The organism is Arcticibacterium sp., assembly GCF_055134445.1.
The window spans coordinates 23,650-48,274 of record NZ_JBSRVI010000068.1 but is presented as its reverse complement, the minus strand read 5'-3'; the positions used below and the strand labels follow the sequence as shown (position 1 = coordinate 48,274).

The 24,625-nt window shown below is 37.4% G+C and carries 24 protein-coding genes; 11 read left to right on the top strand and 13 right to left on the bottom strand.

The window, feature by feature from the left end; translation table 11 throughout:
• Positions 1-33 precede the first annotated feature (33 nt).
• Genes ACTBZY_RS09450 through ACTBZY_RS09435 form a run of 4 tightly spaced genes read right to left on the bottom strand, consistent with a single transcriptional unit; the run spans position 34 to position 2,652 of the window.
• Positions 34-339, bottom strand: coding sequence for a (2Fe-2S) ferredoxin domain-containing protein (locus ACTBZY_RS09450; RefSeq protein ID WP_463046089.1), 306 nt, complete (start codon positions 337-339; stop codon positions 34-36).
• Positions 340-376: 37 nt separating this feature from the next.
• On the bottom strand, positions 377-1,126 hold the full coding sequence (locus ACTBZY_RS09445; RefSeq protein WP_463046088.1) for a shikimate dehydrogenase family protein: 750 nt from the start codon (positions 1,124-1,126) through the stop codon (positions 377-379).
• Positions 1,127-1,150: 24 nt separating this feature from the next.
• On the bottom strand, positions 1,151-1,798 hold the full coding sequence (locus tag ACTBZY_RS09440; protein WP_463046087.1) for a VTT domain-containing protein: 648 nt from the start codon (positions 1,796-1,798) through the stop codon (positions 1,151-1,153).
• Positions 1,799-1,827: 29 nt separating this feature from the next.
• Positions 1,828-2,652, bottom strand: a complete 825-nt coding sequence (locus ACTBZY_RS09435) for a phosphosulfolactate synthase (RefSeq protein WP_463046086.1) — start codon at positions 2,650-2,652, stop codon at positions 1,828-1,830.
• Between the two features lie 251 nt (positions 2,653-2,903).
• Here ACTBZY_RS09435 and ACTBZY_RS09430 point away from each other — a divergent pair, with 251 nt between their 5' ends.
• Positions 2,904-4,304 (top strand): POTRA domain-containing protein, encoded by a 1,401-nt coding sequence (locus tag ACTBZY_RS09430; protein WP_463046085.1) that lies wholly within the window; start codon positions 2,904-2,906, stop codon positions 4,302-4,304.
• 34 nt (positions 4,305-4,338) lie between these two features.
• Positions 4,339-4,881: a hypothetical protein gene (locus ACTBZY_RS09425; RefSeq protein ID WP_463046084.1), complete on the top strand. Its 543-nt coding sequence runs from the start codon at positions 4,339-4,341 to the stop codon at positions 4,879-4,881.
• Here ACTBZY_RS09425 and hemH read toward each other — a convergent pair.
• Positions 4,878-5,903 (bottom strand): ferrochelatase, encoded by a 1,026-nt coding sequence (hemH, locus tag ACTBZY_RS09420; protein WP_463046083.1) that lies wholly within the window; start codon positions 5,901-5,903, stop codon positions 4,878-4,880. The genes ACTBZY_RS09425 and hemH overlap by 4 nt on opposite strands.
• Complete coding sequence (locus ACTBZY_RS09415; RefSeq protein WP_463046082.1) at positions 5,904-6,629, bottom strand: hypothetical protein; 726 nt, start codon at positions 6,627-6,629, stop codon at positions 5,904-5,906.
• Positions 6,630-6,741: 112 nt separating this feature from the next.
• Here ACTBZY_RS09415 and ACTBZY_RS09410 point away from each other — a divergent pair, with 112 nt between their 5' ends.
• Positions 6,742-6,885, top strand: a complete 144-nt coding sequence (locus ACTBZY_RS09410) for a hypothetical protein (protein WP_463046081.1) — start codon at positions 6,742-6,744, stop codon at positions 6,883-6,885.
• 5 nt (positions 6,886-6,890) lie between these two features.
• Here ACTBZY_RS09410 and ACTBZY_RS09405 read toward each other — a convergent pair whose 3' ends face one another.
• Positions 6,891-8,783: an amidophosphoribosyltransferase gene (locus ACTBZY_RS09405; RefSeq protein ID WP_463046080.1), complete on the bottom strand. Its 1,893-nt coding sequence runs from the start codon at positions 8,781-8,783 to the stop codon at positions 6,891-6,893.
• Between the two features lie 169 nt (positions 8,784-8,952).
• Complete coding sequence (locus ACTBZY_RS09400; RefSeq protein WP_463046079.1) at positions 8,953-9,909, bottom strand: glycosyltransferase family 2 protein; 957 nt, start codon at positions 9,907-9,909, stop codon at positions 8,953-8,955.
• A gap of 115 nt (positions 9,910-10,024) precedes the next feature.
• On the opposite strand from ACTBZY_RS09400, the gene ACTBZY_RS09395 reads away from it, so the two are divergent.
• Genes ACTBZY_RS09395 through ACTBZY_RS09375 form a run of 5 tightly spaced genes read left to right on the top strand, consistent with a single transcriptional unit; the run spans position 10,025 to position 13,987 of the window.
• On the top strand, positions 10,025-11,500 hold the full coding sequence (locus tag ACTBZY_RS09395; protein WP_463046078.1) for a hypothetical protein: 1,476 nt from the start codon (positions 10,025-10,027) through the stop codon (positions 11,498-11,500).
• A 38-nt stretch (positions 11,501-11,538) separates the two neighbouring features.
• Entirely contained in the window at positions 11,539-12,480 is a 942-nt protein-coding gene (locus ACTBZY_RS09390) for a glycosyltransferase (protein WP_463046077.1), read from the top strand.
• A 6-nt stretch (positions 12,481-12,486) separates the two neighbouring features.
• Complete coding sequence (locus tag ACTBZY_RS09385; protein ID WP_463046076.1) at positions 12,487-13,206, top strand: hypothetical protein; 720 nt, start codon at positions 12,487-12,489, stop codon at positions 13,204-13,206.
• Positions 13,207-13,215: 9 nt separating this feature from the next.
• Positions 13,216-13,638, top strand: coding sequence for a hypothetical protein (locus ACTBZY_RS09380; protein ID WP_463046075.1), 423 nt, complete (start codon positions 13,216-13,218; stop codon positions 13,636-13,638).
• A gap of 31 nt (positions 13,639-13,669) precedes the next feature.
• Positions 13,670-13,987 carry a hypothetical protein gene (locus ACTBZY_RS09375; protein WP_463046074.1) on the top strand — a complete coding sequence of 106 codons (318 nt, stop codon included), beginning with the start codon at positions 13,670-13,672 and terminating at the stop codon, positions 13,985-13,987.
• A 166-nt stretch (positions 13,988-14,153) separates the two neighbouring features.
• Here the strand turns inward: ACTBZY_RS09375 and ACTBZY_RS09370 are convergent, their stop codons facing one another.
• Positions 14,154-14,558, bottom strand: a complete 405-nt coding sequence (locus ACTBZY_RS09370) for a hypothetical protein (RefSeq protein ID WP_463046073.1) — start codon at positions 14,556-14,558, stop codon at positions 14,154-14,156.
• A gap of 395 nt (positions 14,559-14,953) precedes the next feature.
• Here ACTBZY_RS09370 and ACTBZY_RS09365 point away from each other — a divergent pair, with 395 nt between their 5' ends.
• Entirely contained in the window at positions 14,954-16,612 is a 1,659-nt protein-coding gene (locus ACTBZY_RS09365; protein WP_463046072.1) for a phytoene desaturase family protein, read from the top strand.
• A gap of 348 nt (positions 16,613-16,960) precedes the next feature.
• Here ACTBZY_RS09365 and ACTBZY_RS09360 read toward each other — a convergent pair whose 3' ends face one another.
• From ACTBZY_RS09360 to ACTBZY_RS09345, 4 genes are all read right to left on the bottom strand, one after another.
• Positions 16,961-17,551 (bottom strand): hypothetical protein, encoded by a 591-nt coding sequence (locus ACTBZY_RS09360; RefSeq protein ID WP_463046071.1) that lies wholly within the window; start codon positions 17,549-17,551, stop codon positions 16,961-16,963.
• Between the two features lie 216 nt (positions 17,552-17,767).
• On the bottom strand, positions 17,768-19,201 hold the full coding sequence (locus ACTBZY_RS09355; RefSeq protein ID WP_463046070.1) for an NADH-quinone oxidoreductase subunit N: 1,434 nt from the start codon (positions 19,199-19,201) through the stop codon (positions 17,768-17,770).
• Positions 19,202-20,776: a complex I subunit 4 family protein gene (locus tag ACTBZY_RS09350; protein WP_463046069.1), complete on the bottom strand. Its 1,575-nt coding sequence runs from the start codon at positions 20,774-20,776 to the stop codon at positions 19,202-19,204.
• A gap of 6 nt (positions 20,777-20,782) precedes the next feature.
• Positions 20,783-22,765, bottom strand: a complete 1,983-nt coding sequence (locus ACTBZY_RS09345; RefSeq protein WP_463046068.1) for an NADH-quinone oxidoreductase subunit 5 family protein — start codon at positions 22,763-22,765, stop codon at positions 20,783-20,785.
• 238 nt (positions 22,766-23,003) lie between these two features.
• Here ACTBZY_RS09345 and ACTBZY_RS09340 point away from each other — a divergent pair, with 238 nt between their 5' ends.
• A complete protein-coding gene (locus ACTBZY_RS09340) occupies positions 23,004-23,501 on the top strand; it encodes a DinB family protein (protein ID WP_463046067.1) in 498 nt (165 codons plus the stop codon).
• Between the two features lie 640 nt (positions 23,502-24,141).
• Positions 24,142-24,615 carry a DUF1801 domain-containing protein gene (locus ACTBZY_RS09335; protein WP_463046066.1) on the top strand — a complete coding sequence of 158 codons (474 nt, stop codon included), beginning with the start codon at positions 24,142-24,144 and terminating at the stop codon, positions 24,613-24,615.
• Positions 24,616-24,625 lie beyond the last annotated feature (10 nt).

The following is a 24,625-nucleotide window of genomic DNA, read 5'->3' as shown; positions in this document are numbered from 1 at the left end:
TGAAAAAAAGATGCTTTTTGTGCTTAAACAAAACTATAAGTCCAATTTAAGTCTTTCTACGGGCCTGTTACCAATTAGGTGTTCATTCACTATTTCTTCTACATCTTCTGGGGTTACGTGCCCGTAGTGTATTCCTTCTGGATAAACTATCATAGACGGTCCAAAGGCACAGGTGTCTAGGCAGCCAGCTTTTTGAGCTCTTATTTCTTTTTGAAGTCCTTTTTCTGTTAGGCTTGCCTTGAATGCTTCTACCAGTTCCATTCCTCTTTCACTGCCACAGCATTTCTTAGGGGCGTCTTTGTCATTGGTACAAATGAAAATGTGTTTCTTGAATTTCATAATGAGGTATTAAAGCTTGTTGTAAAAGTGTTCTTTGTTATTTTTCTTGCCAGATGTCCCAAGATTTCTCTGCTTGGTAGACCAGCATGTCGTATCCGTTTTTGATGTTTGCCCCCATTGCTTTTCCTTTTTGAAGGAATAAAGTTTCTGCAGGGTTATAGACTAAGTCGAATAGAAAATGACCTTCGCCTAGTTGGTCATAATCAATGCTTGGGTATTGGTCTGTCTTTGGGTATGTTCCCAAAGGTGAGCAATTGATAATAATTTTATGGTCGTTGATTACTTCATTGCTTTGAGCGTAATCTATTGCGTTATCAGAGGATTTTCTACTTACGGGCTGTACTTTAACGCCGAGGTCTTCTAAGGCCGCTACGACCGCTTTTGCCGCTCCACCATACCCCAGTACTAAAGCTTTCAGGTTATCTATTTTTATGTCTGAGCCTAAAAACTCAAGAAGAGAACGTTGAAATCCGTAGTAGTCTGAATTATATCCAATGAGCTTATTGTCTTCCGTCCTTTTGACCACATTGACGGCACCTACCTTTTCTGCAGATATGTCTAAAGCGTCTAAAAAATCAAATACCTTTTGCTTATGCGGTATGGTAATATTGATACCCCTTAATTCTGGATTTCCTTTAAAAAGACTCGGGAAAGCTGATATGTCTTCTATTTCAATTAGATCGTATTGATGCGTCTGAGAAATACCCAACTTTTCAAACTTCTCTGTAAAGTACTTTTTTGAAAAGGAATGCGTAAGAGGAAATCCTATAAGGGCGAATAATTCCATAAATTTATTAAGAACGCCTTGGTGTTAACTTGTCTTTGCCAACTTCATTTTAAGTACTCCCCAAATCATGGGTGCCACAGAAACGAAAATGATGAACAAAACTACTTTTTCGAAGTTGTCTTTCACAAACGCATTATTACCAAGAAAATATCCTAATGAAGTAATAGACGTCACCCATATCACAGCACCTAGGAAACAGTTTAGAATGTATTTGCCATAATTCATACTTCCCGCACCTGCCACAAAAGGAGCTATGGTACGAATGATAGGCATAAAACGTGCTAGTATAACTGCTTTTGGGCCATGTTTTTTGAAAAACTCCTCTGTTTGCTCTATATACACTCTTTTAAGAAAGAGTATTTTTTCTTTAGATTTTATAAAGGCACTAAATTTTCGGCCAACAAAATAATTGACATTATCTCCAAGTAATGCTGCCACAATCAATAAAGGAATAACAATAGTTAATTCTAGTTTTCCTGTGGTGGACGCTAATAGCCCGACAGCGAAAAGTAAGGAGTCGCCAGGTAAAAGTGGCATAACAATTAGGCCAGTTTCCACGAAAATAACTAAGAATAGAATACCGTATGTTAAAGTGTCGTATTGGTCTAAGAAACCTTCTAACGTAGTCAGTGGGTCCTTCAAAAACTCAAGCAGAAAGTGAATGATTTCCATGAGATAATGAACAGATTTTTATTTAAAGATTAATCGTTTTGTACAATTCTGTCGTCCTGATAATACTTGCCAAGTTTGTATTTTTTCTTAATATCGTCTGGTAAGAAAGTGGCGAAAGTGTCTCCTCTTAGTCCTAATCTGATGGTTTCTAAAGGAATAAGCTCATTTGGAGCAATGTTTCCAAGGTTTACATTTGAGCCAACCAATTTTACGAAATATACTTGCTGACCTTTTTGTGGGGCTTCCCAGATGATATTTTCTGGTGGAATAGCATGAATGATCTCGTCCACTAAACCTTGACGCACTTCACCGCTGCTTCTATATAGTCCGATGTTTCCGCCTTCTCTTGCTTCGCCAATCACTTTCCACGCACCAGCATCAAGTTCAGCTCTCATCATTTCAATCCACTTATATGGAGCGAAAATCTTCTCTGCATCTTTAGAACCTACTTCTGAAAGGACTTTGACGTGTTTAGCCATAGTTCTGATGTACTCGCATTTTTCGTCATGGGGCAGGGTTATAGAACCGTCTGACACTTCAGCGTGCTCTATTTTGAACTTTTCTAATACTCTTAAGTAATCTTCAAACTGGCCTCTTACGGTGAAAGCTTCAAATAAAGTGCCTCCAAAATATACCGGAATTCCGGCATCTTGGTATATCTTGATTTTGTCTTCAATGTTTGGCGATACGAAAGACGTAGCCCAACCAAATTTAACTATATCTATATATTCTGCAGATGTCGATAAAACATCTTCTATTTCACGAACACTTAAGCCTTTGTCCATGACCATTGTAAGTCCAGATTCTCTTGGCTTTAAAGTACGCTCTGGTACTAGATCTAGGTGATAATTCATGCAATATTTAAGATTTCTTGTTTCATTATTCTGGCGGCAAAAATAGGAATTTTTTAAGATGTCGGCAATTTAAGAGGGCAATACATTACGATATAAATAATGCAATGGTCTTTTCGTTATATTTTATTTTCAGATTGTCATGTTGGAATCCTTAGAGCACACTCAAGCGTATATTTTTTGTTTTATTGATGTTGCTTAGATGATTTCGGACTTAAAATGGGTTTATTTTGCGTGTTTACTAAAATTAGTTGATGAGCCTACTCGGTATTTTTTTGTGCTTTCTTAATATTATAGAGCCGTTTCCTGTGCAAGATACGGTTACATATGAGAGAGAACTTTTTGTTGAAGGGATTGAGATCTTGGGCAACGCTAAGACTAAAGAAAAGATTATAATTAGGGAGATGACTTTTCAAATTGGTGATACACTAAGCGAAGGGGAGTTAACAGATAAGCTGGAACGGTCACGGAAGAATATTTTCAATACCAATCTTTTTTTATGGGTTAAAGCAGATTTTGACCAAGTAAATGGGAAAGCTACTATTTTTCTAGAAGTTAGAGAAAGACTCTATTTATTACCATTGCCCATCATTTTTCTGGCAGACAGAAGCTTCAATGAATGGTGGTATAATAGGAATCACGATTTAAAACGCCTGACCTATGGGCTCCTTTTAAATCATTCTAACCTTTCTGGAAATGCGGATGTTTTAAAATTAAAAGCTTATGGTGGTTTTGTGCCTTATTTTGAAATGTCCTATGGGAGACCATATATAGATAAAAAACAAAGGATGGGGTTAAGGGGTGGTGTATTTTATTCTACTCAAAAGGGCTTTGCTTTCAGAACATGGGAAGACAAACTAGACTTTATAGAGACCGATTTAAAAACAGTGGAAAGAAAGGGGGCTTTTGTGGAGTATAACTTAAGAAACGCCTTGTATCATTCTCATAAAATATATTTAGGTTATACCGACAGTAAATTAAGCGAGGTGGCTGCGGAATTAAATCCTAATTATTTTGGCTCTGCAATAGACCATCTTAAATACTTTACTTTAAGGTATGATTACCGTTTTGAGCAAGTAAATAATATACAATACCCATTAGATGGGTATGTTTTTACGGCCAGTGCTCTTCATTATGGATTGGGATTGTCAAAACATCTTCATCAATTAAACTTTGGACTGAACCTGCAAAAGTATTTTCCGTTGGGAGGGAAGTTTTATGGTGATGTGATATTGAAAGGCCAGGTTTCTTATCCTAAAAAACAGTTATATCCGTTCATCTCTGGTTTTGGGTCTAAAAAGAACACGGTAAGAGGTTATGAACTAAATGTTATAGATGGTCAGCATTTTGGCTTATTACAGACTGATTTGAAATATCAGGTATTCAATAAAATGCTTGATGTATCTAAGATATTAAAGTTTAAGCAATTTAATTCTATGCCTTTAGCTTTATATTCTATAGTTTATGCAGACTTGGGTTATATCAAAAATTACTATCCAGAACTAAGTCAAAGTAGCCTGTCCAATAAAGTTATTTATGGCGGTGGAGTGGGTTTTGACTTGGTATCGTTCTATAGCACCGCTTTAAAAATAAATCTATCGGTGAATCAATATGGATTTAGTAAAGTATATTTCGGCGTTTTTAGGGGAATATAGCTTATAGGCCTCTGGAAGCATTATTTTAATAATTATGAAAAAAAAATTACTGGTAGCATTTTGTTTTTTTTCGGTTGTGTCTTGTACATCTGATAAGAATGAGGAAGCTGAAAACACTTCGTCTTTAGTGGAAGAAAAAGCTGAAGTTACAGCTTATACAGAGGGCTTGGTGAATGAGATTTTGGGTAGTGGGGAGAAAACCATCAGAGGTTTCGATTTAGGAGATCCTATTTCACTGGTAAAGAAACGCGAGAAATTAGAGAAGTTTGAAGAATCTGAAGAATTGTTGGGTTATACTTTTGAGATTTCTGAATTCGAGATAGTTGACGTTCTTTATCTTTATGATGCCTCAAATGTTATCAATGAAGTTCAGTTAGACATTTATTTAGACACGGATTCCGCTTCTAATGAAATGATGGAGTCTTTAGTCATACATTTTACGCAGAAATATGGTAAGCCCAAGCAAGGGATTTCTCAACCTACTTGGGATTTAGGTTCTTCGCAGATAGTTACGATTGAAGACATTAAAGCAAAACTCGATAGAGGACTTCAAGTTAGGTTTAAGAAGGCTGCTTAAGCCTCTAAAACCAATTCTTTTAGTAGTTCTACCCAGCTCTCTTTGTCGTTAAGGCTAGGTACCAGCTGCAAGTGCTCTCCTCCGTTTTCAATGAACAGTTCATTGAATTCATCGGCCACTTCAATAGTCGTCTCTAGGCAATCTGCCACAAAGGCTGGTGAGAAGGCTAATATGTTTTTCACACCCTTTTGTGCCAGTTCTTTAACGACATGGTCTGTGTATGGTTTAATCCATTCGCTACGTCCTAATCTTGACTGAAATGACAGTGTGTATTCACCCTCTTTCAAATCCATGGCTTTCGCCATTAATCGCGTAGTTTCAAAACATTGGGCTCTATAACAAAGCTGATTCTTAGACGTAATTTTATTACAGCAACTTCCTAGCTGACAGCAGTCATTATCGTCATCTCCTTTTAGGACTTGCCTTTCTGGAACACCATGGTAGCTAAAAAGCACATGGTCGTACTTTCTTTGTTTTTGGAGCTCCTGTGCGTTTTCAACGAAACTGTTGATGAATTTATCTCTGTTGTAAAAATTGCTAACGATTTTAAGATCCGGGATGCTCTGCCAAGTGCTTAAAACCCTTGATACTTCTTCATACACAGAACCTGTACTGGCAGAGGCATACTGAGGAAAAAGAGGAATAACCACTATTTTTTTCACTCCAGCTTTTCTTAAAGCCAATAAACCATCTTCAATAGACGGACTCTGGTATCTCATGCCAAGTTTTACGATGTAGTCGTCTCCCAGTAAATCTTGTAATTGTTTTTCGTTGGCTTCACCATAAATTTTGAGTGGAGAGCCTTGCTCTGTCCATAATTCTTTATAAATCTTAGCCGATTTGGGAGATCTAAATGGGGCAATAATAAGATTGACTAAAAGCCACCTTTGAATGAAAGGGATATCAATGACCCTTCCATCCATTAAAAATTCTCTTAGATACTTTCTTACATCTGGCGTACTTGGACTATCTGGCGTTCCTAAATTGACTAAAAATACACCAGTCTTAATTCGTTTGCTCATTTATTTTATAAAAGAAGGTCTCTCAAATTCTGTATAAACAGCGGCGTCTAATTTTTTGTAAACATGAATATTTGTTATTTGCCGCTCTCCTCTATCTCCAGATAGCTTAACTTTTTCATAGGTTTGATAATTATTCCACGGGGTAGAAAACCGTGGCTCTGTATCGGAGATTTTAGGAAAATAATCCCATTGGCAAACTAAATCTGTTTGCTCGTCAATGTAGACTAAATATTTATTTTGAGGCGTTACACCGACTTGATCAAAGGTAAGTTGGAGTACATCACAGCTGGCTCCAGCAATGGCGTTTTTCTTACCAATATATTCTAAATTAACGCCTGGGTCGTCTAGTTTGAATGGCATTATTAACCAATAAGAGTCATTAACCCATTGTTGATAAGCCTGAGTCAAGTATTTGTCCAGAGAGTCTTTTTGAGTGTATTCTACGCCATTTTTAAGTACTCTCCCTGTTTTATTTTCTAGGTTATATAGGTAAACCGTGTTTTCCTTGTGGTTATCAATTCTCACATCTCCAGTCTTTTTGTTCCAAGTCAATGTTCTGGCGTTAAAGAAGTTCCACGATAAATGATGGATGGCGTCAAAAGCTTTTTGACCACCCATGGCCTTTTCAGTTTTTTTAATTAGTCCTTTGATTATGGGGTCATTGGATTGTGAAAACGTGGAGAAGCTTATCAGAAATGAACAGATAAAAAATAGATTTTTTTTCATTAACTTACGAATATAGTTTACCGTATAATAAATTTCTAAAATAATGTCTTTAGTAAGCGTGTCACAGTTCTATTTTTGAATAACTATTTAACACACCGAAAATCAAGAAATCATGGATACCAAAAATAATCAGAAATCTAAGGAGAACAGTAAAGAGTCTTTCTTAAATATTCACGACTGTTTAAAACTTATAGGGATGAAAGAGGTAACCGCTAACGTTTACGCTCTTCCATCTAAAAAAAAGGAAGGGGCTTAATTTTTTTAGTAAGCTCTTACTTCTTTCCCTTCCATAAAGTTCATATAGGCCTTATTTACCACCTTGTTGCCTCCTTTGGTTGGATAATTTCCCGTAAAGTACCAGTCTCCTAAGTTTTTAGGACAGGCAATATTCAGGTTCTCCACTGTTTGGTAAATGATGGCTAGCTCCGCCTTGAGTTTGGCAGGTTTTAATATTTCTGATATTTTTTCAGAAACTTCTTCGTATTCGAAGGTGTCATAAAGCCTCTTGACATAGTTTTGTTTGTGACCTTTATTATTGGCAAAGTTTCTTTGAATCTCTTCTAGTACTTCTTCTTTCATGTAGTCCAGACCTTTTTGCTTTAACAATGCCAGCATTGCTCTAAAGGCCACAAACTCTCTCACCTTACTCATGTCAATACCATAACAATCTGGGTATCTAATTTGCGGAGCAGAAGAAACGATGACTATTTTTTTAGGTTCTAGTTTATCCAGAAGTTTAAGGATAGACTTCTCAAGCGTGGTTCCTCTGACAATAGAGTCGTCAATGACCACTATGGTGTCTACGCCTCTTTTTACCACACCTTGAGTCATTTCATAAACCTGAGAAACCATCTCACCTCTGTCGTTATCATTGGTGATAAAAGTCCTCAATTTTACATCTTTAGAAACCAGTTTTTCAAAACGAGGTTTGAAATTTAAGATCTTGTCAAGTCTTTCTTCGCTCACATCTCCTTTGAGAAGTTGTTCTTTTCTCCATTTTGTGAGATGCTCTTCAAGACCTTCCATTAATCCATAGAAAGAAGCTTCAGCAGAGTTCGGAATATAGGAGAAGACCGTATTTTCTAGGTCATGATCAATTTCTTTCAAAATCTGAGGAACCAGAAGCTTACCTAGTTTTTTTCTTTCCTGATAGATTTCATCATCCGACCCTTTTGAGAAATAGATTCTCTCAAAACTACAGGCTTTACGCTCTACAGCTGGAACGATGTTATATTCGTCAAATTCACCGTATTTGTCAATAATGACAGCATTTCCGGGTTGAATTTCTTTTATATCTTCAAATTTGGCTCCGAAGGCGGCTTTTAAAGGTGGTCTCTCTGAAGTGACTACCACGACCTCGTCGTCTGCCCAGTAATATGCTGGTCTAATTCCTGCGGGGTCTCTTACTACAAAAGAAGAACCGTATCCCGTGACACCTGCAAGTGCATATCCTCCATCAAAATCTCTACAGGCTCTGTGAAGGACTCTTTGAAGGTCCATGTTATCTTCAATAATATCCGATAGAGCAGGATTGTCATAAATTCCTTTAAACCTTTCAAAAACCCTTTGGTTTTCTTCGTCAAGGAAATGACCGATTTTTTCCATTACGGTCACAGTGTCACCCATATCTTTAGGGTGCTGACCTAGTTTAACCAGTTTTTTGAAAAGTTCTTCCGCATTGGTCATGTTGAAGTTACCTGCACAAACTAGGTTTCTGCTTCGCCAATTACTCTGTCTAAGCATTGGGTGGCAGCTTTCAATTTCATTTTTTCCGTGAGTTCCGTATCTCAGATGGCCTAGCCAAACTTCTCCTGTGAAGGCTAAGTTTTGTTGTAGCCAATCTGCGTCTTTGAACTTACTTGGATTGTTTTTTAGTACATCTCGATATTTGGAATTTATTCTTCCAAAAATGTCAACGATAGGCCTATTCTGGATAGACCTGTATCTTGAAATGTAACGATGCCCCGCCGGAACATTCACTTTTACATTAGCCACTCCCGCACCGTCTTGCCCTCTGTTGGATTGTTTCTCCATGAGGACATATAACTTATTTATGGGGTAAAGTGGTGAGCCATATTTCTCGATGTAATAATCAAGAGGCTTGCGAAGGCGAATGAGGGCAATGCCGCATTCGTGTTTTATTGCTTCACTCATAGCAAAAAATCTGGGATGTTTTGTAATAAATAACTACCTGCGATTTTTAAAACACAAAGGTGGGTATTATACCAGCAGACTCCAAGGTTTTTTTACAACAATAAAGGTTAACGAAAGTTTAATATAAGTTTTAACCACTAAGCGGATACGTATTGTACCATTTAAGCTCCTAGTTTTTTTTTAGGTTGACCTTCTCTTCAATAATGTATCTTGGCCTAGCCTTTATTTCTTCATAAACTTTACCCAAATATTCCCCGATTAATCCAACAGCGATCATATTTGAGCCGCTGAAGTACGCCATTGGAAGCAGGGTGGAGGTCCACCCTTGAACCGTAACACCTACCAGTTTGCTGTATAAAACATAAGCGGTGATTCCGAGTGCTAGCAAGAAATTAAAGATTCCAAACCACAGTACGATTTTCATGGGTGTGGTGGAAAAGGAGGTGATACCATTCCATGCAAAGGCCAGCATTTTAGAAAGAGGATATTTGCTTTCGCCTGCTTCTCTTATTTTTCTGGCATAGAAAACTTTGTCAGATTTAAAACCTATGGTAGGTATAATGCCTCTAATGAACAAATTAACCTCTTTATAAGCTCCTAATTCGTTCACAACTTCTTTAGACATAAGCCTGAAGTCGGCATGGTTAAAAACAACGGGAACGCCCATTTTTTGCATCAGCTTATAAAAAGACTCGGCTGTGAATTTCTTAAAGAAACTATCAGAAGACCTGTCGTCTCGTACACCATAAACTACATGCGATCCCTGAAGGAAACTAAGCACCATTTTTTCTATCACATTGATGTCATCTTGGAGGTCAGCATCTATGGTAATGAAGGCGTCGTATTGTAGGTTGTTTTCTAAAAGACCCGCTAAGACGGCATTTTGATGACCGAAATTCTTAGAAAGTTTGATAGAAGAGGTGATGTTACTTTTTGCGGTAAGCTCCGAAATGATTTCCCAAGTTCTATCCTTGCTGCCGTCATCCACCAAGCATAATTTACTTGAGCTGGATACTAACTTCTTGTCAATTAAGTTTTGAAGATAAGCACTGAGTTTATCAAAAGAAGAATGTAAGATTTCTTCTTCGTTATAACACGGGACTACTATCAGTAAGGATTTCTCCATTTATGAATCACTTTTATTGGGTAAACAAAAGTAATAAAGTCTAACACAAAATCAGACATGACTTCTAAGTCCTCATAAAGGTTTACTACTTTTGGGCTGAGTCAGCATAAAATCAATGAATCTGCGTCTATCATACATCAGAATAATTACTTTTTTATACATCGCTTTTCCACTAATTCCCTTCTTTTTAGGTTGGGTGAGGTTGGAGTATGGGATTCCTATGCTTGGCTTGCTCTTTTTTGGAGGTTTCAATTATGTAAAATCGCTGGATTTTAAAGAACGCTTCATTTTAAGGAAAAGAGACTTACTCATCGGACTTGTTATTTTAACAGTTTGGCTCTTGTTCTCCGGAGCAGGGGGCATGGGTTATCAAGTTTCTGACCATGTCAAAAACAATACCCTCGCTAAAGAATTAAGTAATTTAAGTTGGCCGCTTGAATATGACGTGGATGGTGAAAAAATGTACCTCAGTCATTATCTATCCTTCTATATAGTAGGTCCTTTTGTAGCAGGTTTTGTAGGCTATACCTATGCACAGCTCATCGTTTTTTTATGGACAGCTTTAGGTGTTTATTTAGGTGTATTTTGGTTGGCTCGTGCTGCAGGAGGTTTTAATTGGCGATTCTTTTTATTCTTTGTCCTGTTCGGTGGCATTTCTATATTTTCATTCATCTTTAAATATGAAAGTGGTTTTATTACAGAAATACTCAAACGAGTCAACGAACACGGTTTTGTTTTTTGGATGAATAGTTGGGATGTGATTCCTTTAAACTACCTGCATATTACGGATATGCTCTACTGGACACCACAGCATTTTATACCTGCTATTTTGGGCATCGGGATTTTACTTAATGATGGCCTGATAGATAAAAACATTACGTTTACACCTTTTTTACTTTGTTTGCTGGTGATGTGGTCGCCGCTGATTTTGGTGGGTATATTTCCTTATTTCGTTTTCGTTTTATTTCAGCAAAGATTTAAAGGTGTTTTTAATATTACCAATTTGGTGATAGCTCCAATTATTTTCCTTTTTCTAGCGAGCTATTTGTTAGCCATTGAATCTGGTGATTTGGTGAAGCACTTCATTTTTACAGCTGAAGGCTCAGCCTTAAGAGATCAAATATTGGTCTTCCTTTATTTTGTGTTCTTTGAAGTAGTGGTTTGGGTTCTGCCTATTTATTTCATCAAAAAGGGTAATTGGGGACAAGGAGAGAAGCCACTTTTTTACTTGCTTACTTTGGTGTTACTCTTAATTCCACTTTATAGGTTTGGACTTTGGAACGACTGGTGCAATAGAGTGTCTATGCCTTCCTTGGTGCTGCTTTCAGTTTTTGCTTTTAATGCATTCATGAAGTCCAAAAAACTTAAACGAGTTTGGATGATTGCTCTATTGGTTTTGGCTTCGGTAGGCCCGATGATGGATATGGTTGGTTCATTCAAATATTCAGGCTATAAACCTAAGTTTAGGCCACCCTACGAACAAGATGTTTTAAGTTTGCCAGAGATATGCGTGAGTTACCCAATAACGCAGTTTGTGGCCTCTGAAGAAACCTTCTTTTTCAAGTACTTGGCGAAAAAGCCAAATAAATAAAATATTTTAGATTTTTGAATAGCCTTTGATAAAGATAAATGTCTGAAAACATTACCATTTTAATCCCTGTTTTTAACGACTGGGATGCCCTTTCTAAACTTCTAGAAAAAATAGAAGAGCAGGCGAATTTGCTTAAAATGCGATTTTCGGTGCAAGTGATGAACGACTGCTCCAGTTTGCCTATGCAGGTGGCTAGTTATCCTAGTTTGGATATTTCGGTAGTTCATTTATTAAGAAATGTGGGGCATCAAAAGGCCATAGCGGTAGGTTTAGCTCATTTGGCGAATTCAGATGCTAAATCAAATGTGCTGGTAATGGATGCGGATGGCGAGGATAAGCCAAGCGACATTCCGGCTATGATAAAGGCTAGTACCGAAAACCCCGATAAAATAATATTTGCTCATAGAAGCAAAAGAAGTGAGGGTATAGTCTTTAAAATATCTTATCAGATTTATAAGTTGGTATTTAAGTTGTTGACTTCGCAGGTTATCACTTTTGGTAATTTTTCTATAGTGCCACATGGGATGTTAAAAAAGCTGGCTTTTGTTTCTGAAATATGGAATAATTATCCTGGTGGAGTAATTCGTTCAAAACTACCTTATACTTCTATTCCTTTAGAGCGAGGTACTAGATTGGCAGGCGAATCTAAAATGAATTTTGTGTCATTGGTATTACACGGAATGAGCACCATCGCCGTTTTCTTGGATGTAACGGCGGTAAGAATTATGCTTTTTTCCATCTTCCTGATAGCCTGTTCCTTTCTAGGAATTGCAGTTGTCTTTGAATTGAAATTTGTGGCAGAAATGGCTACACCAGGTTGGGCTTCTTCATTAGCCTCTGGATTTATGATAATAGTGCTTCAGGCCTTTTTTATCTCTTTGTTTTTGGTGTTTACCGTGTTAAGTTATCGTAGCAATAAGCACTTTATTCCACTTTCAGATTACAAGCCCTTTATAGAAAAAATAGAGAAAATCTCTTAGAAAGATATGTCAATACTTACAGGTTATTTAGAGAAAATAGAAGCTTGGGTAGCATCATTTGTTTCGGCCGAAAACTGGAGATTTAAGACTGTTTTGCTATGTGCTCTGGTGGTTGTTTTATCTTTCTTTAATAATATTTCGCCGCTTAAATCTTTTGGAGATTTTTATCAATCTGTTTTTGTAGATAAGACCGAACACTTCCTTTATCAAACAGTAGAAGACCGTGCAAAGTCGCTCACTTCAAACTTTGATTATGAGCCCTATTCGGGCAAAGAAAGTAGAACCTTCAGGCTAGTAGCACCCATTTTTGTAAGAGTTTTAGGTATTTCCCATATCAGCATTGTTTTGTATGGCTTGCAGTTGCTCTGTGGCTTGTTATTCTTTTACATGCTCACAGGTTTTATTAATGACTTATTGAAAGATAAATCTGCTACGCTTTATGCTATGTTAGGCATAGCATCCATTTACTTAGGAGCTTGTTTCTTTATTGACAATGGTGGCTACGGCGATTTATTCTCTTACTTCTTCTTATTTCTAGGTATCTATTTTGCTCGAAAACCTTATTTAGTATTTATCTTTTTAAGTCTGGCCTTTTGGAACGATGAAAGAGCTTTTGTAGGTAGCGGATTAGCCTTTGTTTGGCTTTGGTGGTATCCACAGTTTAAAGCAAACGAGAAGATAAAAATCAAGTTTAACTGGTCTATGGTGGCCGTTATTTTGGCTTAGGGTGCTTGGGTGGCAGGTCGCTATTATTTGATGAATGTGGTGGGCATGAAACCTACTTATAATCCAGATGGCGAGTTTGCTATCAGAATACAGCAAAGTATAGACTCTTTAGGCTTTAGGCTCTTATGGCAGTTTGAAGGCTGGTGGTTGTTGTTTCTTTTGGCTGGTGCTATTCTGTGGACTAAAAAAGAATACTTGGCTTTGGCTCCTATGTTTATAGCAGGTGCGGCTTCTACGCTGTCTGCCATGATAATTTATGATTCTACCAGAAGCGGAACCTTCGCTTTTTTGACTATATTTTTCTGCTTAGCCATTTGTAAAAGATATTTGACCGACAGACAATTACGCTTGATTTTACTCGGAATTGCAATCCTCTGTTTCCTACATCCAATGGCAAATAAAACGCATGGGATGGGGTTCTTTTTGATGTAGATTTATTTTACTCACTTTAAAACGGACTGTTATGAAATACTTGAAAAAGTATTGGCCACCACTATTTTTTCTATTTGTAGTGTTTTTTATACGTTTAGTTTCTACCTATAATAGCAAGAAAGAAATTATTTGTAAGGTTGATGAAATCGATATCGCAATTACTGGAGCAATCAGAGTATATGAAAATGGAGAAGAAGTTAGTTTTAATAATTTTAGTTTCTACAAAACAGAAGATATTCAGGTAGGTGATTCTCTTGTAAAACCAAAGGATTCGGAATATCTTTATCAATATAGGTTTGATGTAGAATTGAAGAGTTATAAGCTAATAAACCAATTTTATGAAAATTGATGCAATGTAGATTCGGCTCTGTGAAGTCTTCAATTCTTCGTAGGGTGTTAATCAGCCTCTGGCTGATATCTGCTACTTATTAAACCAGCCATTTGTAAACTCCACACCGAGGCTCCAAGCTTCTGTGAGCTAGGTTCTAGCTTTTATTTTCAGCCCAGAAGAAAAACTAATACTTCAACAAGTCACTCAAAGCATGCAAAAAGGTGGTTTCTTTTTTATTAAAGCCATGAAAAGACTCAGCAATTTTCTCGGCGGTATTGTAAATTAGTTGCCTGTTTTTCTCTGTGAAAAGCTTCGGGTGTTCTTTCATGTAATCACCAAACTCTTGTAAGGTGTTTCCTTCGTGCCAGTCGTTTTCATGAAGCCAGCTAAATACAATCTCAATTTGATAAGCAGCATCGGTATCGAACTCATCAAAAGTACCTTCTAAAGGAAGCCAATGCTGTTTTACTATGCTGTCAAGCTTTTCTACTTCGTCCAGTCGGACGGTGCCGTCTGCGTCAGCAATGCCGTAAAATACTCTACCTAGTTGCTGATAAAAACTCAGCATTGTTTCGTTTGAAGGTTTCATAATCTCTTTCTTTTTTGTAAAGCTAAGCAAGACTCTTGAATTGGGTGCTGTGTTAGCTCAATAGGTTTACTGTCGTAGGTCATGTTTTTTTTGGGCTTAGCTACTGCCCTATATTTAGGGTTGAGTTGAATGCCGTCTTAAATAAAAACAGAAATAGTATATAAAGTTCTTGAGCGTAGCGTCTTGGATCTCAATAGGCACTTCTTAAATAAGGTAATGTAAAACTTGCCAATGATGAAAATAGCTCCATCTGGTTTTAACGAAATTAATGTTGAATTAAAGGCTTATATTGAAACTGAAAAATAAAGAGCTACTTCAAAACCGAAGAGCGGTTTAGCTCGGCGGAACGCGACTACTGGTATCAAAGCAAATTATTTAATTATTAATTAAAGACTTTGGATAAAGAATACGATTCGATTATTGTTGGTTCAGGTGCTGGTGGTTTATCAAACGCTTTATGTTTGGCTAGAGCTGGTCAAAAAGTCCTGCTTTTGGAGCAACATGATGTTCCAGGAGGTTGGTGTCATAGTTTTACGTTAAACGGTCAGCGTTTTAGCCCAGGGGTTCATTATGTTGGTTTAATTGGAGAAGGAGAAGGGACCAATGAACTGCTGTGTGGTTTGGGAATTGCAAATGACATTGTCTTTTTTGAAATGAATAAAAAAGGTTACGAGCATTGTCATATTGGAGACGAGAAATTCTCAATACCTGCTGGAATTGAAAATTTTAAAAGAGAATTATGTAAACGCTTTCCAAAAGAAGAAAAAGGCATTATTAAATATGTCGATTTGGTCAACTCTATTTATACTCAGATGATGTTCATTCCAACAATGAAAGGATTTTGGGATCACCTAATAGTTCCCTACAAAACGAGATATGTGGGTAAATATGGACTTTTTTCACTCAAACGAGTGATTGATTGGCATATTAAAGACCCACTACTTAAAACAATTCTCAACGTTCAGTGCGGGGATCACGGCTTGCCGCCATCTAAGGCAAGTTTTTTGGTTCATGCCATGCTAATGGCTCATTATTTTGAAGGTTCATTTTACCCCACCGGAGGTGGAGGAGGTTATGTAAAAGCATTCACGAAAAAAATAAAATCACTTGGGGGCGAAATTAGAACCAAATCAAAAGTGGTAAGAATATTAGTAGAACAAAAAAAGGCCATTGGTGTAAAGCTAGAAAACGGAGAAGTAATCAAGTCCAAAAATGTAATTTCCAATGCAGATCCAAGTATTACCTTTTTGGAACTCGTAGGGGAAAATAACATTAGCAAAAAGCTGAAGAAAAGATTAGACAATACTAAATATTCGGTGACCTCTCTCATCATGTTTTTAACATTAGACATCGATGTTACAAAATATGGAATTGATTCCGGAAATGTCTGGAAAATTAGCGATCCTGATTTAGATGCTGTCTATGGTAAGCTAACCGAAAATGATGTGCTAAAAGGTGATCAGTTTAGTGGTGTTTTTCTTAGTTGCACCACACTTAAAGACCCTCCAAGTTTTAATGGACGTTATCATAATTTTGAGATCGTTACTTTTTTAGACTTTTCGGCGTTTGAACAATTCGAAAAAGGACAAGATTATCATACTAAAGAGTATAAAGACTTTAAAAAGAAGTTGATAGACAAGATGTTAAATACGGTCGAAAGTCTTATTCCTGATGCCAGAAAACACGTCGTTCAGGTTGAATTAGGCACTCCCATGACCAATAGATACTATATTAACTCTACTCGAGGCAATGTATATGGAACTGAAAAAACATTGAAAGCCGTTGGTCCTTTGGCTTTTAAACCTAAAACAGAAATTGAAAACCTGTTCTTAACTGGAGCAAGCACACTATTTCACGGTGTTGGTGGTGCCACTAATTCGGGGCTTGAAACCGCAGCGGTAGTACTGGGCTGTAAGTCACAAGACTTATTAAACGATGGTGAAAACCAAAAAGTCCGAATATATGATGCTGAAGATCCTACTTCATGGCCAGATTGGGTACATCAGAAGCGAGCGGATAAAATAAGAACATTTAAAGAAGTCGATTCGAAATAAAAAAAATAGGACACTCGCTGTAGGTATCTGCGTTCTTAGTATAATAAATTTGTTTTGTTCAAATGAGTACATTTCACTTAACTGAGTTTCGGTCACTCTAGTTGCTGATAAAAACTCAGCATTGTTTCGTTTGAAGGTTTCATGATTTCTTTCTTTTAGGTAAAGTTAAGCAAGACTCTTGAATTGGGTGCTGTGTTTACTCAGTAGGGATGCTGCTGTTGGTCATGTTTTTTGGAAGGGCTTTCCCTAACAAGGTTTCTCAGCTTAGTCAATTGGTTTTGACTTACACTTTTTTATGTTAGGTTGGTCTAAAGGGCTTATAAGCATCCTAAAGTATTTTCAAGACTATTAAATAATTCTAATTTTCCCAGTTTTATGGTCAATAACAATTTGACGTAAATTGTAAGGTCCTTTTCGCAATTCAGTTGGATGGTTTGAATCATTAATAAAGTGCAATGCGTCGTCTATTTCCTTGTACTGTAAATCATTTCTTGGATTGGATTGGTTCGAAATGATTTTTCTTTGTTCGGGATTTTTTCGTTCATAAACTCTATCCTGTACTATTGTTTCCCATTCGAAGGAGGAAGGATAATTATTTGAGTATCGGTTTATTAAGATTAATAAATTATCATAGTATGCGAAATGGTCAAATTTGCGTTCTTTCCAGCTTTCGTCGTAACAGGCCCAAATATTTATTTCAGTGGTTTGATTTACAGAGTCCGATTTTGCATTTGCTAAAAAGATGCCGATTCTTGGCATTTTGTTCGCAACATTGAAATTAAAGATAGAAGGTTTCCCTATGAGTTGTTCCTTGTATTTATCCATTGCTTTTTTTACCACAGGGTCTTTTTGAAATGCCCAATCTACCTTGACTGTTGTTTGGCAGTTGGCATTGAAAAAGAATGAGAAAGTTAAAATAATAATTCCTAAATATTTCATAACTCTAATGTTATAGGATGGTTTTGGCTATATATCCACCTTAAAGATAGTTTATTGACAGTTTTTTTGAAGAAAAGTGTCCATTAGAATTGAATTCGGCTCAGTAAAGTTTAAAGATTTTGCTGTCTTACGTATCTGCAAATATTAAGGCGTATTTCCCATAACGGAGTATCTGTAACTGACTCCGCAGTCTTCCAATTCTTAGTTCTTATCCACCTAAAACCACCCCTGCACCCATTGCGGAGCAAAGAAAAGACCAAGCACTATAAAGGCCAGTATGCTGAGGTAAATAAGCTGTAGCGGCGGAATACTTTTACTTTCTAGGGTGTCAGCTGGCTTTTTCAAAAACATGAAATAAGGCACCTTCAAATAGTAATAAATGGAAACGGCTGTGTTTAGTAAACCAAAAGCCAAGACCCACATTAGAATGCTTCTGCCAGAGCTATGGTATTGCTCATAAAGCGAGCTAAACACCAAAAACTTGGAGGTAAAACCTGCCGTAGGCGGCAAACCTACCAAGGCTATCATAAATATAAGCCCCACAACGCCAAAGAAAACGAACTTCTGACTTAAGCCTGCCATCTTTTCAAAAAGGTCTGACTTTGTTTTTTCAGAAATCATATCCAACATTAAGAATGCTCCGATGGACATAAATAGGTATACCGTCAAATAGAAAATGGAAGCCTGAAAACCTGAACTCTCAAAAGCTAGTAAACCAATTAAGATAAAACCAGCTTGGGCTATTCCTGAATAACCCATCATTCTTTTCGCATTTTTCTGCGACAAGGCCGCGAAATTACCTATCAGAATAGATAGCAAGATGATCACACCAAGTACCAATGTGGTGTCTACAGGAATAGCTCCTAATAACTTATAAATTAAAAAGACGGATGCAATTTTAGGTGCAATGGCAAGGAATGAAACCAATGGCGTAGGTGTGGCTTCATAAACATCAGGTGCCCAGATATGAAAAGGAGCAGCGGAGAGTTTAAAAAGAGGGCCTGCCAATGTCATACTAAAAGCCGTTAATATTACCCAGTCAGCATTGTTTGGGATGTGTGTTAAATATGCATCAGAGTTGAATATTAAGGACCCTGTAGCGGCATATAAAAAGGAAATCCCAAATAACATGATGGCGGTACTAGCAGCTCCAAAAATTAAATATTTTATACTGGCTTCTAGGTTATAGGTTTTGCCATTCATGGCCACTAAGATATAAGAGCAGATAGAAACGGTTTCTAACGAAACAAAAACGCTAATAAAACTGTTAGCCATCAAAAGAAAAAGAAGCCCAGTGACAATGGCGAGTAGTATAACATAATATTCGCCGTCAAGGTCGTGCTTCATGACTTTGATATGAAGCATAATGGCTATAGAAGCGAGTAAGGTTAACTCTTTGCCAAAAAGGCTCGTTTTATCACTAATGAAAAGGTCATTGAAAATGCTTTGTGATGCTTCGGGAGTGGTGGCTACCAGAAAAAAAGCAGCGATAAAAGTTAAAAGACCAAGTGCCCAAGCAGCTGTTCTAAAAGTGCTGTTTTTTTTGCCAAAGGCTATTAAAATAATAATGGCTACTATTCCCAAAACCAAGCTTATCTCGGCAGAAATAAACGAAGTACTATGAAGGATATGTGAAAGCTGCTCTAACATTTATTTGTTTAAAAATGCATCTACTGCACCGGTTGAGATAGATAAAAGCAGATTTGGGTATATCCCAAATAGTATGGCAAGAAAACCCAAAGAGAAAAGTAACACCACTTCTTTGGTATTTAAGTCGGTCATTTTTTCTTCCATTTTTCTATTGACCCAAAATTCGCCAAAAAACATTCTTTGTAAGGTCCATAAAAGATAAACGGCCGATAAAACTATTCCTAGCACTGCTAAGGCTGGAATCCACTTAGAAAGTGCTGAAGTTTTGAAAGCACCTAAAAGGGAGAAGAACTCGCCAATAAATCCTGAAATTCCTGGTAAGCCTAAAGAGCCAAAGAAAGCCAAAATAACTACGCCTGTAAACAAAGGCATTTTGCTGGCTAAACCTCGGTAGTTTTGAATAAGTCTGTTGTGCGTTCTGTCATAAATAACGCCCACGATAAGAAAGAGCATAGAAGATAATATACCATGACTAAACATCTGGTAAATACCTCCGTTAATGCCTTCTTCGTTAAAAGCCGCAAAACCTAAAAACACAAAACCCATGTGTGATACAGACGAATAGGCTATTAACTTTTTGAGGTCGTCCTGAGCCAATGCGTTAAACGCTCCATAAATAATAGAAAGTACACCCAAAATGGCAATGACCGAAGCCATGTCCATGGCTTCTTGCGGGAAAAAGTCCATGCCTATTCTCAAGAATGCATAACCGCCCACTTTTAAAAGAATGCCTGCCAATACCACAGAAATGGCGGTAGGTGCTTCTACGTGAGCATCGGGTAGCCATGTATGAAAAGGAACTATTGGAAGCTTTATACCGAAACCTACTAGAAGAAGAACAAATAACACGCTTTTAACAGGCCAACCAAACCAATATGTACCGCTAGCAGCATCTAAAACCGAACCTGGTACATAATTAGAAGCGTCTGATAAAAGTCTGAAATCAAAAGTAAAGGCATTCTTGCCAAGTGCGGCAGAAAGCTCTGGATTAGTCACTGACAAGCCCATGGCTAACATGACAATCAAAACAAAAACGGAACCCACCAAGGTATAAATGATGAATTTCATGGCGGCGTACTCTCTTCTTTCTCCCCCCCAAATACCTATCAAAAAGTACATAGGCAAGAGCATAAACTCAAAGAACAGGAAGAATAAGAAAAAGTCTAAGGCGATAAAACAACCATAAACCGAAGATGTCAAAAGTAAAAAGAAGGCAAAATATGCCTTTGGCCTTTTAGTAATGCTGGTAGATGCTATGGCAGCGGCCATAAACACAATACCCGCTAATAAAACCATAGGTAAGCTGATGCCGTCAACACCTAAGATGTAATTGATGTTAATTACACCAAGTTTTCCGAGGTCTAGGTTTATCCAAGACGCTTCTTCCAAAAACTGATAGCCAGTAATGGTTTTATCAAAACTGTAAAAGAGAAATATACAGATGAGCAAGTTAACCAAGGAGATACCAATGGTTATATGTTTGGATGAGGCCTCCAGTCTATTCGGTAAAAATAGAATGAGTACTGCCGCCAATAGCGGTAAAAATATTAAAAAGGATAATAGAAATGCTGTCATATTCTGCTAGAGCAAATTCAAAAGTATCATTATTGCCAAGAAAAATAGAATTAGGGCTATCAAATAGCTCTGTATTTTTCCTCCTTGTATTGTTTTTAATCTATTGCCAATGCGTTCCACCCAAATATATATGAGTTTTACGCCTCCGTCCACTACTTTTTCATCAATGGCATAGACCAGCGTTCCTAATCCTGTGAAGGCTTTGGTTAAAAGGTTTATGCTTCCGTCTACGATAAGATGGTCGAATTTATAAATCATTCTGGCAAAACCTTTCATGTTATGAAGTGTACCTGCAGGGTGGAGGCTTTCTTCATGGGCAATTTGGTGTAATTGTCCTGCCAAAGGTTTTGAGATTTTATTCAAATAAAACCAATCCATGTAAAAGTGATTAAGTCCTAGTTTCGACCAGAAATTAAGTGTTTGTGTTTCTAAAGCCGCTTCCTTTTTCGTTTTAATATAAGATAGAGCTATTGCTAAAATAGCAAGGACTAAAACCAAGTAACCTAGCCAATGATTGTTTTGATGAGGAATAGGGAAATGATTGGTAAATCTGTTCACCTCAAAATTTAATGGACTATTGCCAAAGGCAAACCAAAAAGATAAAAGAGCCAAGGGAAGTATAGACCACTCAAAAATGCTAAGTCCGCTCCTGGCTGTATGATGCTCTTGGCTGTTTCCTCTTTTTAGGAATACTAAAACAAAGGCCCGCATCATATAATACCCTGTCAATACAGACGCTAAAATCCCCAAAATAGGGATGAAAAGCAATGTTGAGTTTTGGCTTTCTGCCCAATTCCAAGTTGAAAGTAAAACGGCGTCTTTGGAAAGGAATCCTGAGAAAAATGGCAAACCGGCTAGTGAAGCACCACAGATAATAAATAGAATAGCCAAAAGTGTTTTTTTAGAAAAAAGACCACCCATTTTGAACATGTTTTGTTCGTGATGGAAATGGTGTATCACAGCTCCTGCTATTAAGAATAAACCTGCTTTAAAGAAAGCGTGGGTAAATAAATGAAAGAGTGCAGCATTGGTGGCTCCGGCTCCCATAGCCATGACCATGAGTCCTAATTGTGATACAGTGGAGTAGGCTAAAACTTTTTTGATGTCCGACTGGAATACGGCAGAATATGCGGCCAAAATAGAAGTTAAAGCACCCGTAAAGGCAATTGCCTGACCTGCTGTAGGCGTGAAAATGAAATCAACCCTTGCGAGTAAAAATATACCTGCGGCTACCATGGTGGCGGCATGAATTAAGGCCGAAACGGGCGTGGGCCCTTCCATGGCGTCAGGAAGCCAAACCTGTAATGGGAACTGTGCTGATTTTCCGACACAGCCGCCAAAAAGCATAAGGCCTGTTAAGGTTAATATGCTGTTTGGTTCGTAAATTATAGTTGACAGAGCAGAAAGCTCTAAAGTTTCAAATTGAAAATAGACGAGGCCAATACCTATCAAAAAGCCTGCATCTCCAATGCGGTTCATTATAAATGCTTTTAAAGAAGCGTTAGTTGCAGATTGTTTTTTGTACCAGAATCCTATTAGGAGATAAGAACTAAAGCCAACCAACTCCCAAAAGATGAATATAAAAAGGAGATTTCCGCTGCAGACTAAGCCTAGCATAGAAAAGACAAACATATTTAAGTAGGCAAAGTAGAGGTTAAACCTACTGTCTTGTGCCATGTATTTGACAGAGAAAAGTTGAACCAGAAGTGCTATAAACTGCACTAAAGCCCACATTAATAAGGTCAATTTATTTATGAGAAGACTGGCAGATAAGGAAGAATTGACGAAGGTTACCCAAGAAAACTCAAAGAATTCTACTTCTTGAAAACGACTGAGTAATAAGAGGGCAATGGTTAAGCCAGTAAGATTTATAATAATAGAAAAAGCAGAAGCTATGATTTTAGAAAAGGAATTCCTAAAGGTTAATAGCCCTGCAAAGCCCAGTATATAAAGACTTAAGGTTAAGAAAATGAGTTGGTCTGTTGGCATAAATTAGCGAACCAATTTCGGGCAAATATAGGGCTGTTTTTAATACTCTACCAATTTGGTAGAGTAAAGATTTCCTTTAAAACGCAATTTAATCAGAAAAGCACATTTTCCGCCCAAATTCTATCAATCTCTTCAGATAAAGGAATATTGATTGTAAAAGCTCGGGCACGCTACTGACAGAAGGTTGTCACTGGCGACTCATAGTTTTGTTTCAAAGCAATTTAAATTAAAAAAAAACATGATAACATTTATTGAAGCATTTAAAAGAGAATTGGCCGATGAGGCAAAGGAGACAAGAAGGATGTTGGAAAAAGTACCGGTAGAGAAGTACGACTGGCAGCCTCACCCAAAGAGTATGAAATTAGGCGTTTTGGCCTGTCACCTAGCCGAAATTCCAGATATGATAGAGAAAGGACTATTGTCTGATAAATGGGATTTTGCTGAAGAAGAAGCTTGGCAGCCCACTGTTTTTAAAACTAACGACGAATTGCTAGCATTTTTTGAGAAATCTGTAGCAAAGGCAAGTGCCGCTTTAGAGCAGTCGAAAGATGAGATTCTTTTAGACAAATGGAAGTTATGTGCTGGAGATGTCACCTATTTAGAAATGGAAAAGTGGGAGGCAGTACGACATGCATTCGGTCAAAATGCACATCATAGAGCTCAGTTGGGTGTATTCTTGAGACTATTAGATATTTCAATCCCTGGACCATATGGCCCAAGTGCGGATGAGATGTAATTGGAGGTTTTTTTAGAGATTGAAATTTTCACATTGGGAAAGAATATTGTTAAGAAAGAGTTTCTGCTTCTTGGCTCACTTTCCAGTGGGAACTTCATTTTTGCGAGGCGTCGCACCGTTCGTAAAAAACGAACCGGGGAGGCGTTCCTCCAAAAAAAAGCTACACTCTGTAAACTCGCACATTCAAAATTCTTAATGCTGGTCGATGTACTTTAGATTATGATGTTAGAATTTTGCTTGTGCTCAGACAGTACAGAGCGATATAAGGTATTTAACTATTTCTTTCTATGCAGAAGAGTAATGGAATAAATTCCGATTTGTCAAAATACTGTCTGAAGCACGGTCAGAATTATAGGAGTAATACTCGTTAACAATTTCAATTGTTAGCAAAATTCTGACTGTGCAAGTTTATTTTGACAGGTGGTTTGAACGGTTCGCCGCCGCGATTAGTTTTTGCCTAAACAAAAAGGTCAGGCATGCCCCTGTCTGCCGACAGGCAGGCGGTAGGGCAGCGAAAGAATATGTCTTTAGAAACTCTTTGGAAGAAGGCGTATTGGATTAAGATTACTTGCAGTGAAGTTTGTAGAAAAAATTAAAGATTGATTTTCGTATTTTCGGAAATCAATCTTATAAAAGCCTAATGACAATAGACGCTAAAAGCCCTGACGATTATATCTCAAAAGTTCCTGAGGAACGCATCTCCGCTATGACGAAGCTGAGAAATGTAATTCTTGAAAACATTCCAGAAGGTTTTCAAGAATGTATGAATTATGGCATGATTGGTTATGTGGTGCCACATGCTATATTTCCGTCGGGTTATCACTGTGATACAAAATTACCGTTACCTTTTATGAATATTGCTTCGCAAAAGAATTTCGTGGCGGTGTATCACATGGGAATATATGCAGACCCAGAGCTAATGGATTGGTTTGTGAAAGCGTACCCAAAATACAACTCAAGAAAACTGGATATGGGTAAGTCGTGCATCCGTTTTAAGAAACCAGATGAAATCCCTTTTGAACTGATAGGGCAGCTGGCTTCTAAAATGACGGTGAATCAGTGGATAGAAATGTATCAAGATAAATTTAATCAATCAGGAAAAAAGAAAGCCTGATTGATTCTCA

What these genes read in the sequence shown, in the direction of transcription:
- ACTBZY_RS09355 (WP_463046070.1), bottom strand. Translation starts at nt 19,201, where the DNA reads ATGTTAGAGCAGCTTTCACATATCCTTCATAGTACTTCGTTTATTTCT.
- ACTBZY_RS09375 (WP_463046074.1), top strand. Translation starts at nt 13,670, where the DNA reads ATGAAATACTTGAAAAAGTATTGGCCACCACTATTTTTTCTATTTGTA.
- ACTBZY_RS09425 (WP_463046084.1), top strand. Translation starts at nt 4,339, where the DNA reads ATGAAAAAAAAATTACTGGTAGCATTTTGTTTTTTTTCGGTTGTGTCT.
- ACTBZY_RS09445 (WP_463046088.1), bottom strand. Translation starts at nt 1,126, where the DNA reads ATGGAATTATTCGCCCTTATAGGATTTCCTCTTACGCATTCCTTTTCA.
- ACTBZY_RS09350 (WP_463046069.1), bottom strand. Translation starts at nt 20,776, where the DNA reads ATGACAGCATTTCTATTATCCTTTTTAATATTTTTACCGCTATTGGCG.
- ACTBZY_RS09430 (WP_463046085.1), top strand. Translation starts at nt 2,904, where the DNA reads ATGAGCCTACTCGGTATTTTTTTGTGCTTTCTTAATATTATAGAGCCG.
- ACTBZY_RS09400 (WP_463046079.1), bottom strand. Translation starts at nt 9,909, where the DNA reads ATGGAGAAATCCTTACTGATAGTAGTCCCGTGTTATAACGAAGAAGAA.
- hemH (WP_463046083.1), bottom strand. Translation starts at nt 5,903, where the DNA reads ATGAGCAAACGAATTAAGACTGGTGTATTTTTAGTCAATTTAGGAACG.
- ACTBZY_RS09440 (WP_463046087.1), bottom strand. Translation starts at nt 1,798, where the DNA reads ATGGAAATCATTCACTTTCTGCTTGAGTTTTTGAAGGACCCACTGACT.
- ACTBZY_RS09410 (WP_463046081.1), top strand. Translation starts at nt 6,742, where the DNA reads ATGGATACCAAAAATAATCAGAAATCTAAGGAGAACAGTAAAGAGTCT.
- ACTBZY_RS09340 (WP_463046067.1), top strand. Translation starts at nt 23,004, where the DNA reads ATGATAACATTTATTGAAGCATTTAAAAGAGAATTGGCCGATGAGGCA.
- ACTBZY_RS09405 (WP_463046080.1), bottom strand. Translation starts at nt 8,783, where the DNA reads ATGAGTGAAGCAATAAAACACGAATGCGGCATTGCCCTCATTCGCCTT.
- ACTBZY_RS09390 (WP_463046077.1), top strand. Translation starts at nt 11,539, where the DNA reads ATGTCTGAAAACATTACCATTTTAATCCCTGTTTTTAACGACTGGGAT.
- ACTBZY_RS09435 (WP_463046086.1), bottom strand. Translation starts at nt 2,652, where the DNA reads ATGAATTATCACCTAGATCTAGTACCAGAGCGTACTTTAAAGCCAAGA.
- ACTBZY_RS09395 (WP_463046078.1), top strand. Translation starts at nt 10,025, where the DNA reads ATGAATCTGCGTCTATCATACATCAGAATAATTACTTTTTTATACATC.
- ACTBZY_RS09415 (WP_463046082.1), bottom strand. Translation starts at nt 6,629, where the DNA reads ATGAAAAAAAATCTATTTTTTATCTGTTCATTTCTGATAAGCTTCTCC.
- ACTBZY_RS09345 (WP_463046068.1), bottom strand. Translation starts at nt 22,765, where the DNA reads ATGCCAACAGACCAACTCATTTTCTTAACCTTAAGTCTTTATATACTG.
- ACTBZY_RS09360 (WP_463046071.1), bottom strand. Translation starts at nt 17,551, where the DNA reads ATGAAATATTTAGGAATTATTATTTTAACTTTCTCATTCTTTTTCAAT.
- ACTBZY_RS09450 (WP_463046089.1), bottom strand. Translation starts at nt 339, where the DNA reads ATGAAATTCAAGAAACACATTTTCATTTGTACCAATGACAAAGACGCC.
- ACTBZY_RS09335 (WP_463046066.1), top strand. Translation starts at nt 24,142, where the DNA reads ATGACAATAGACGCTAAAAGCCCTGACGATTATATCTCAAAAGTTCCT.
- ACTBZY_RS09385 (WP_463046076.1), top strand. Translation starts at nt 12,487, where the DNA reads ATGTCAATACTTACAGGTTATTTAGAGAAAATAGAAGCTTGGGTAGCA.
- ACTBZY_RS09370 (WP_463046073.1), bottom strand. Translation starts at nt 14,558, where the DNA reads ATGAAACCTTCAAACGAAACAATGCTGAGTTTTTATCAGCAACTAGGT.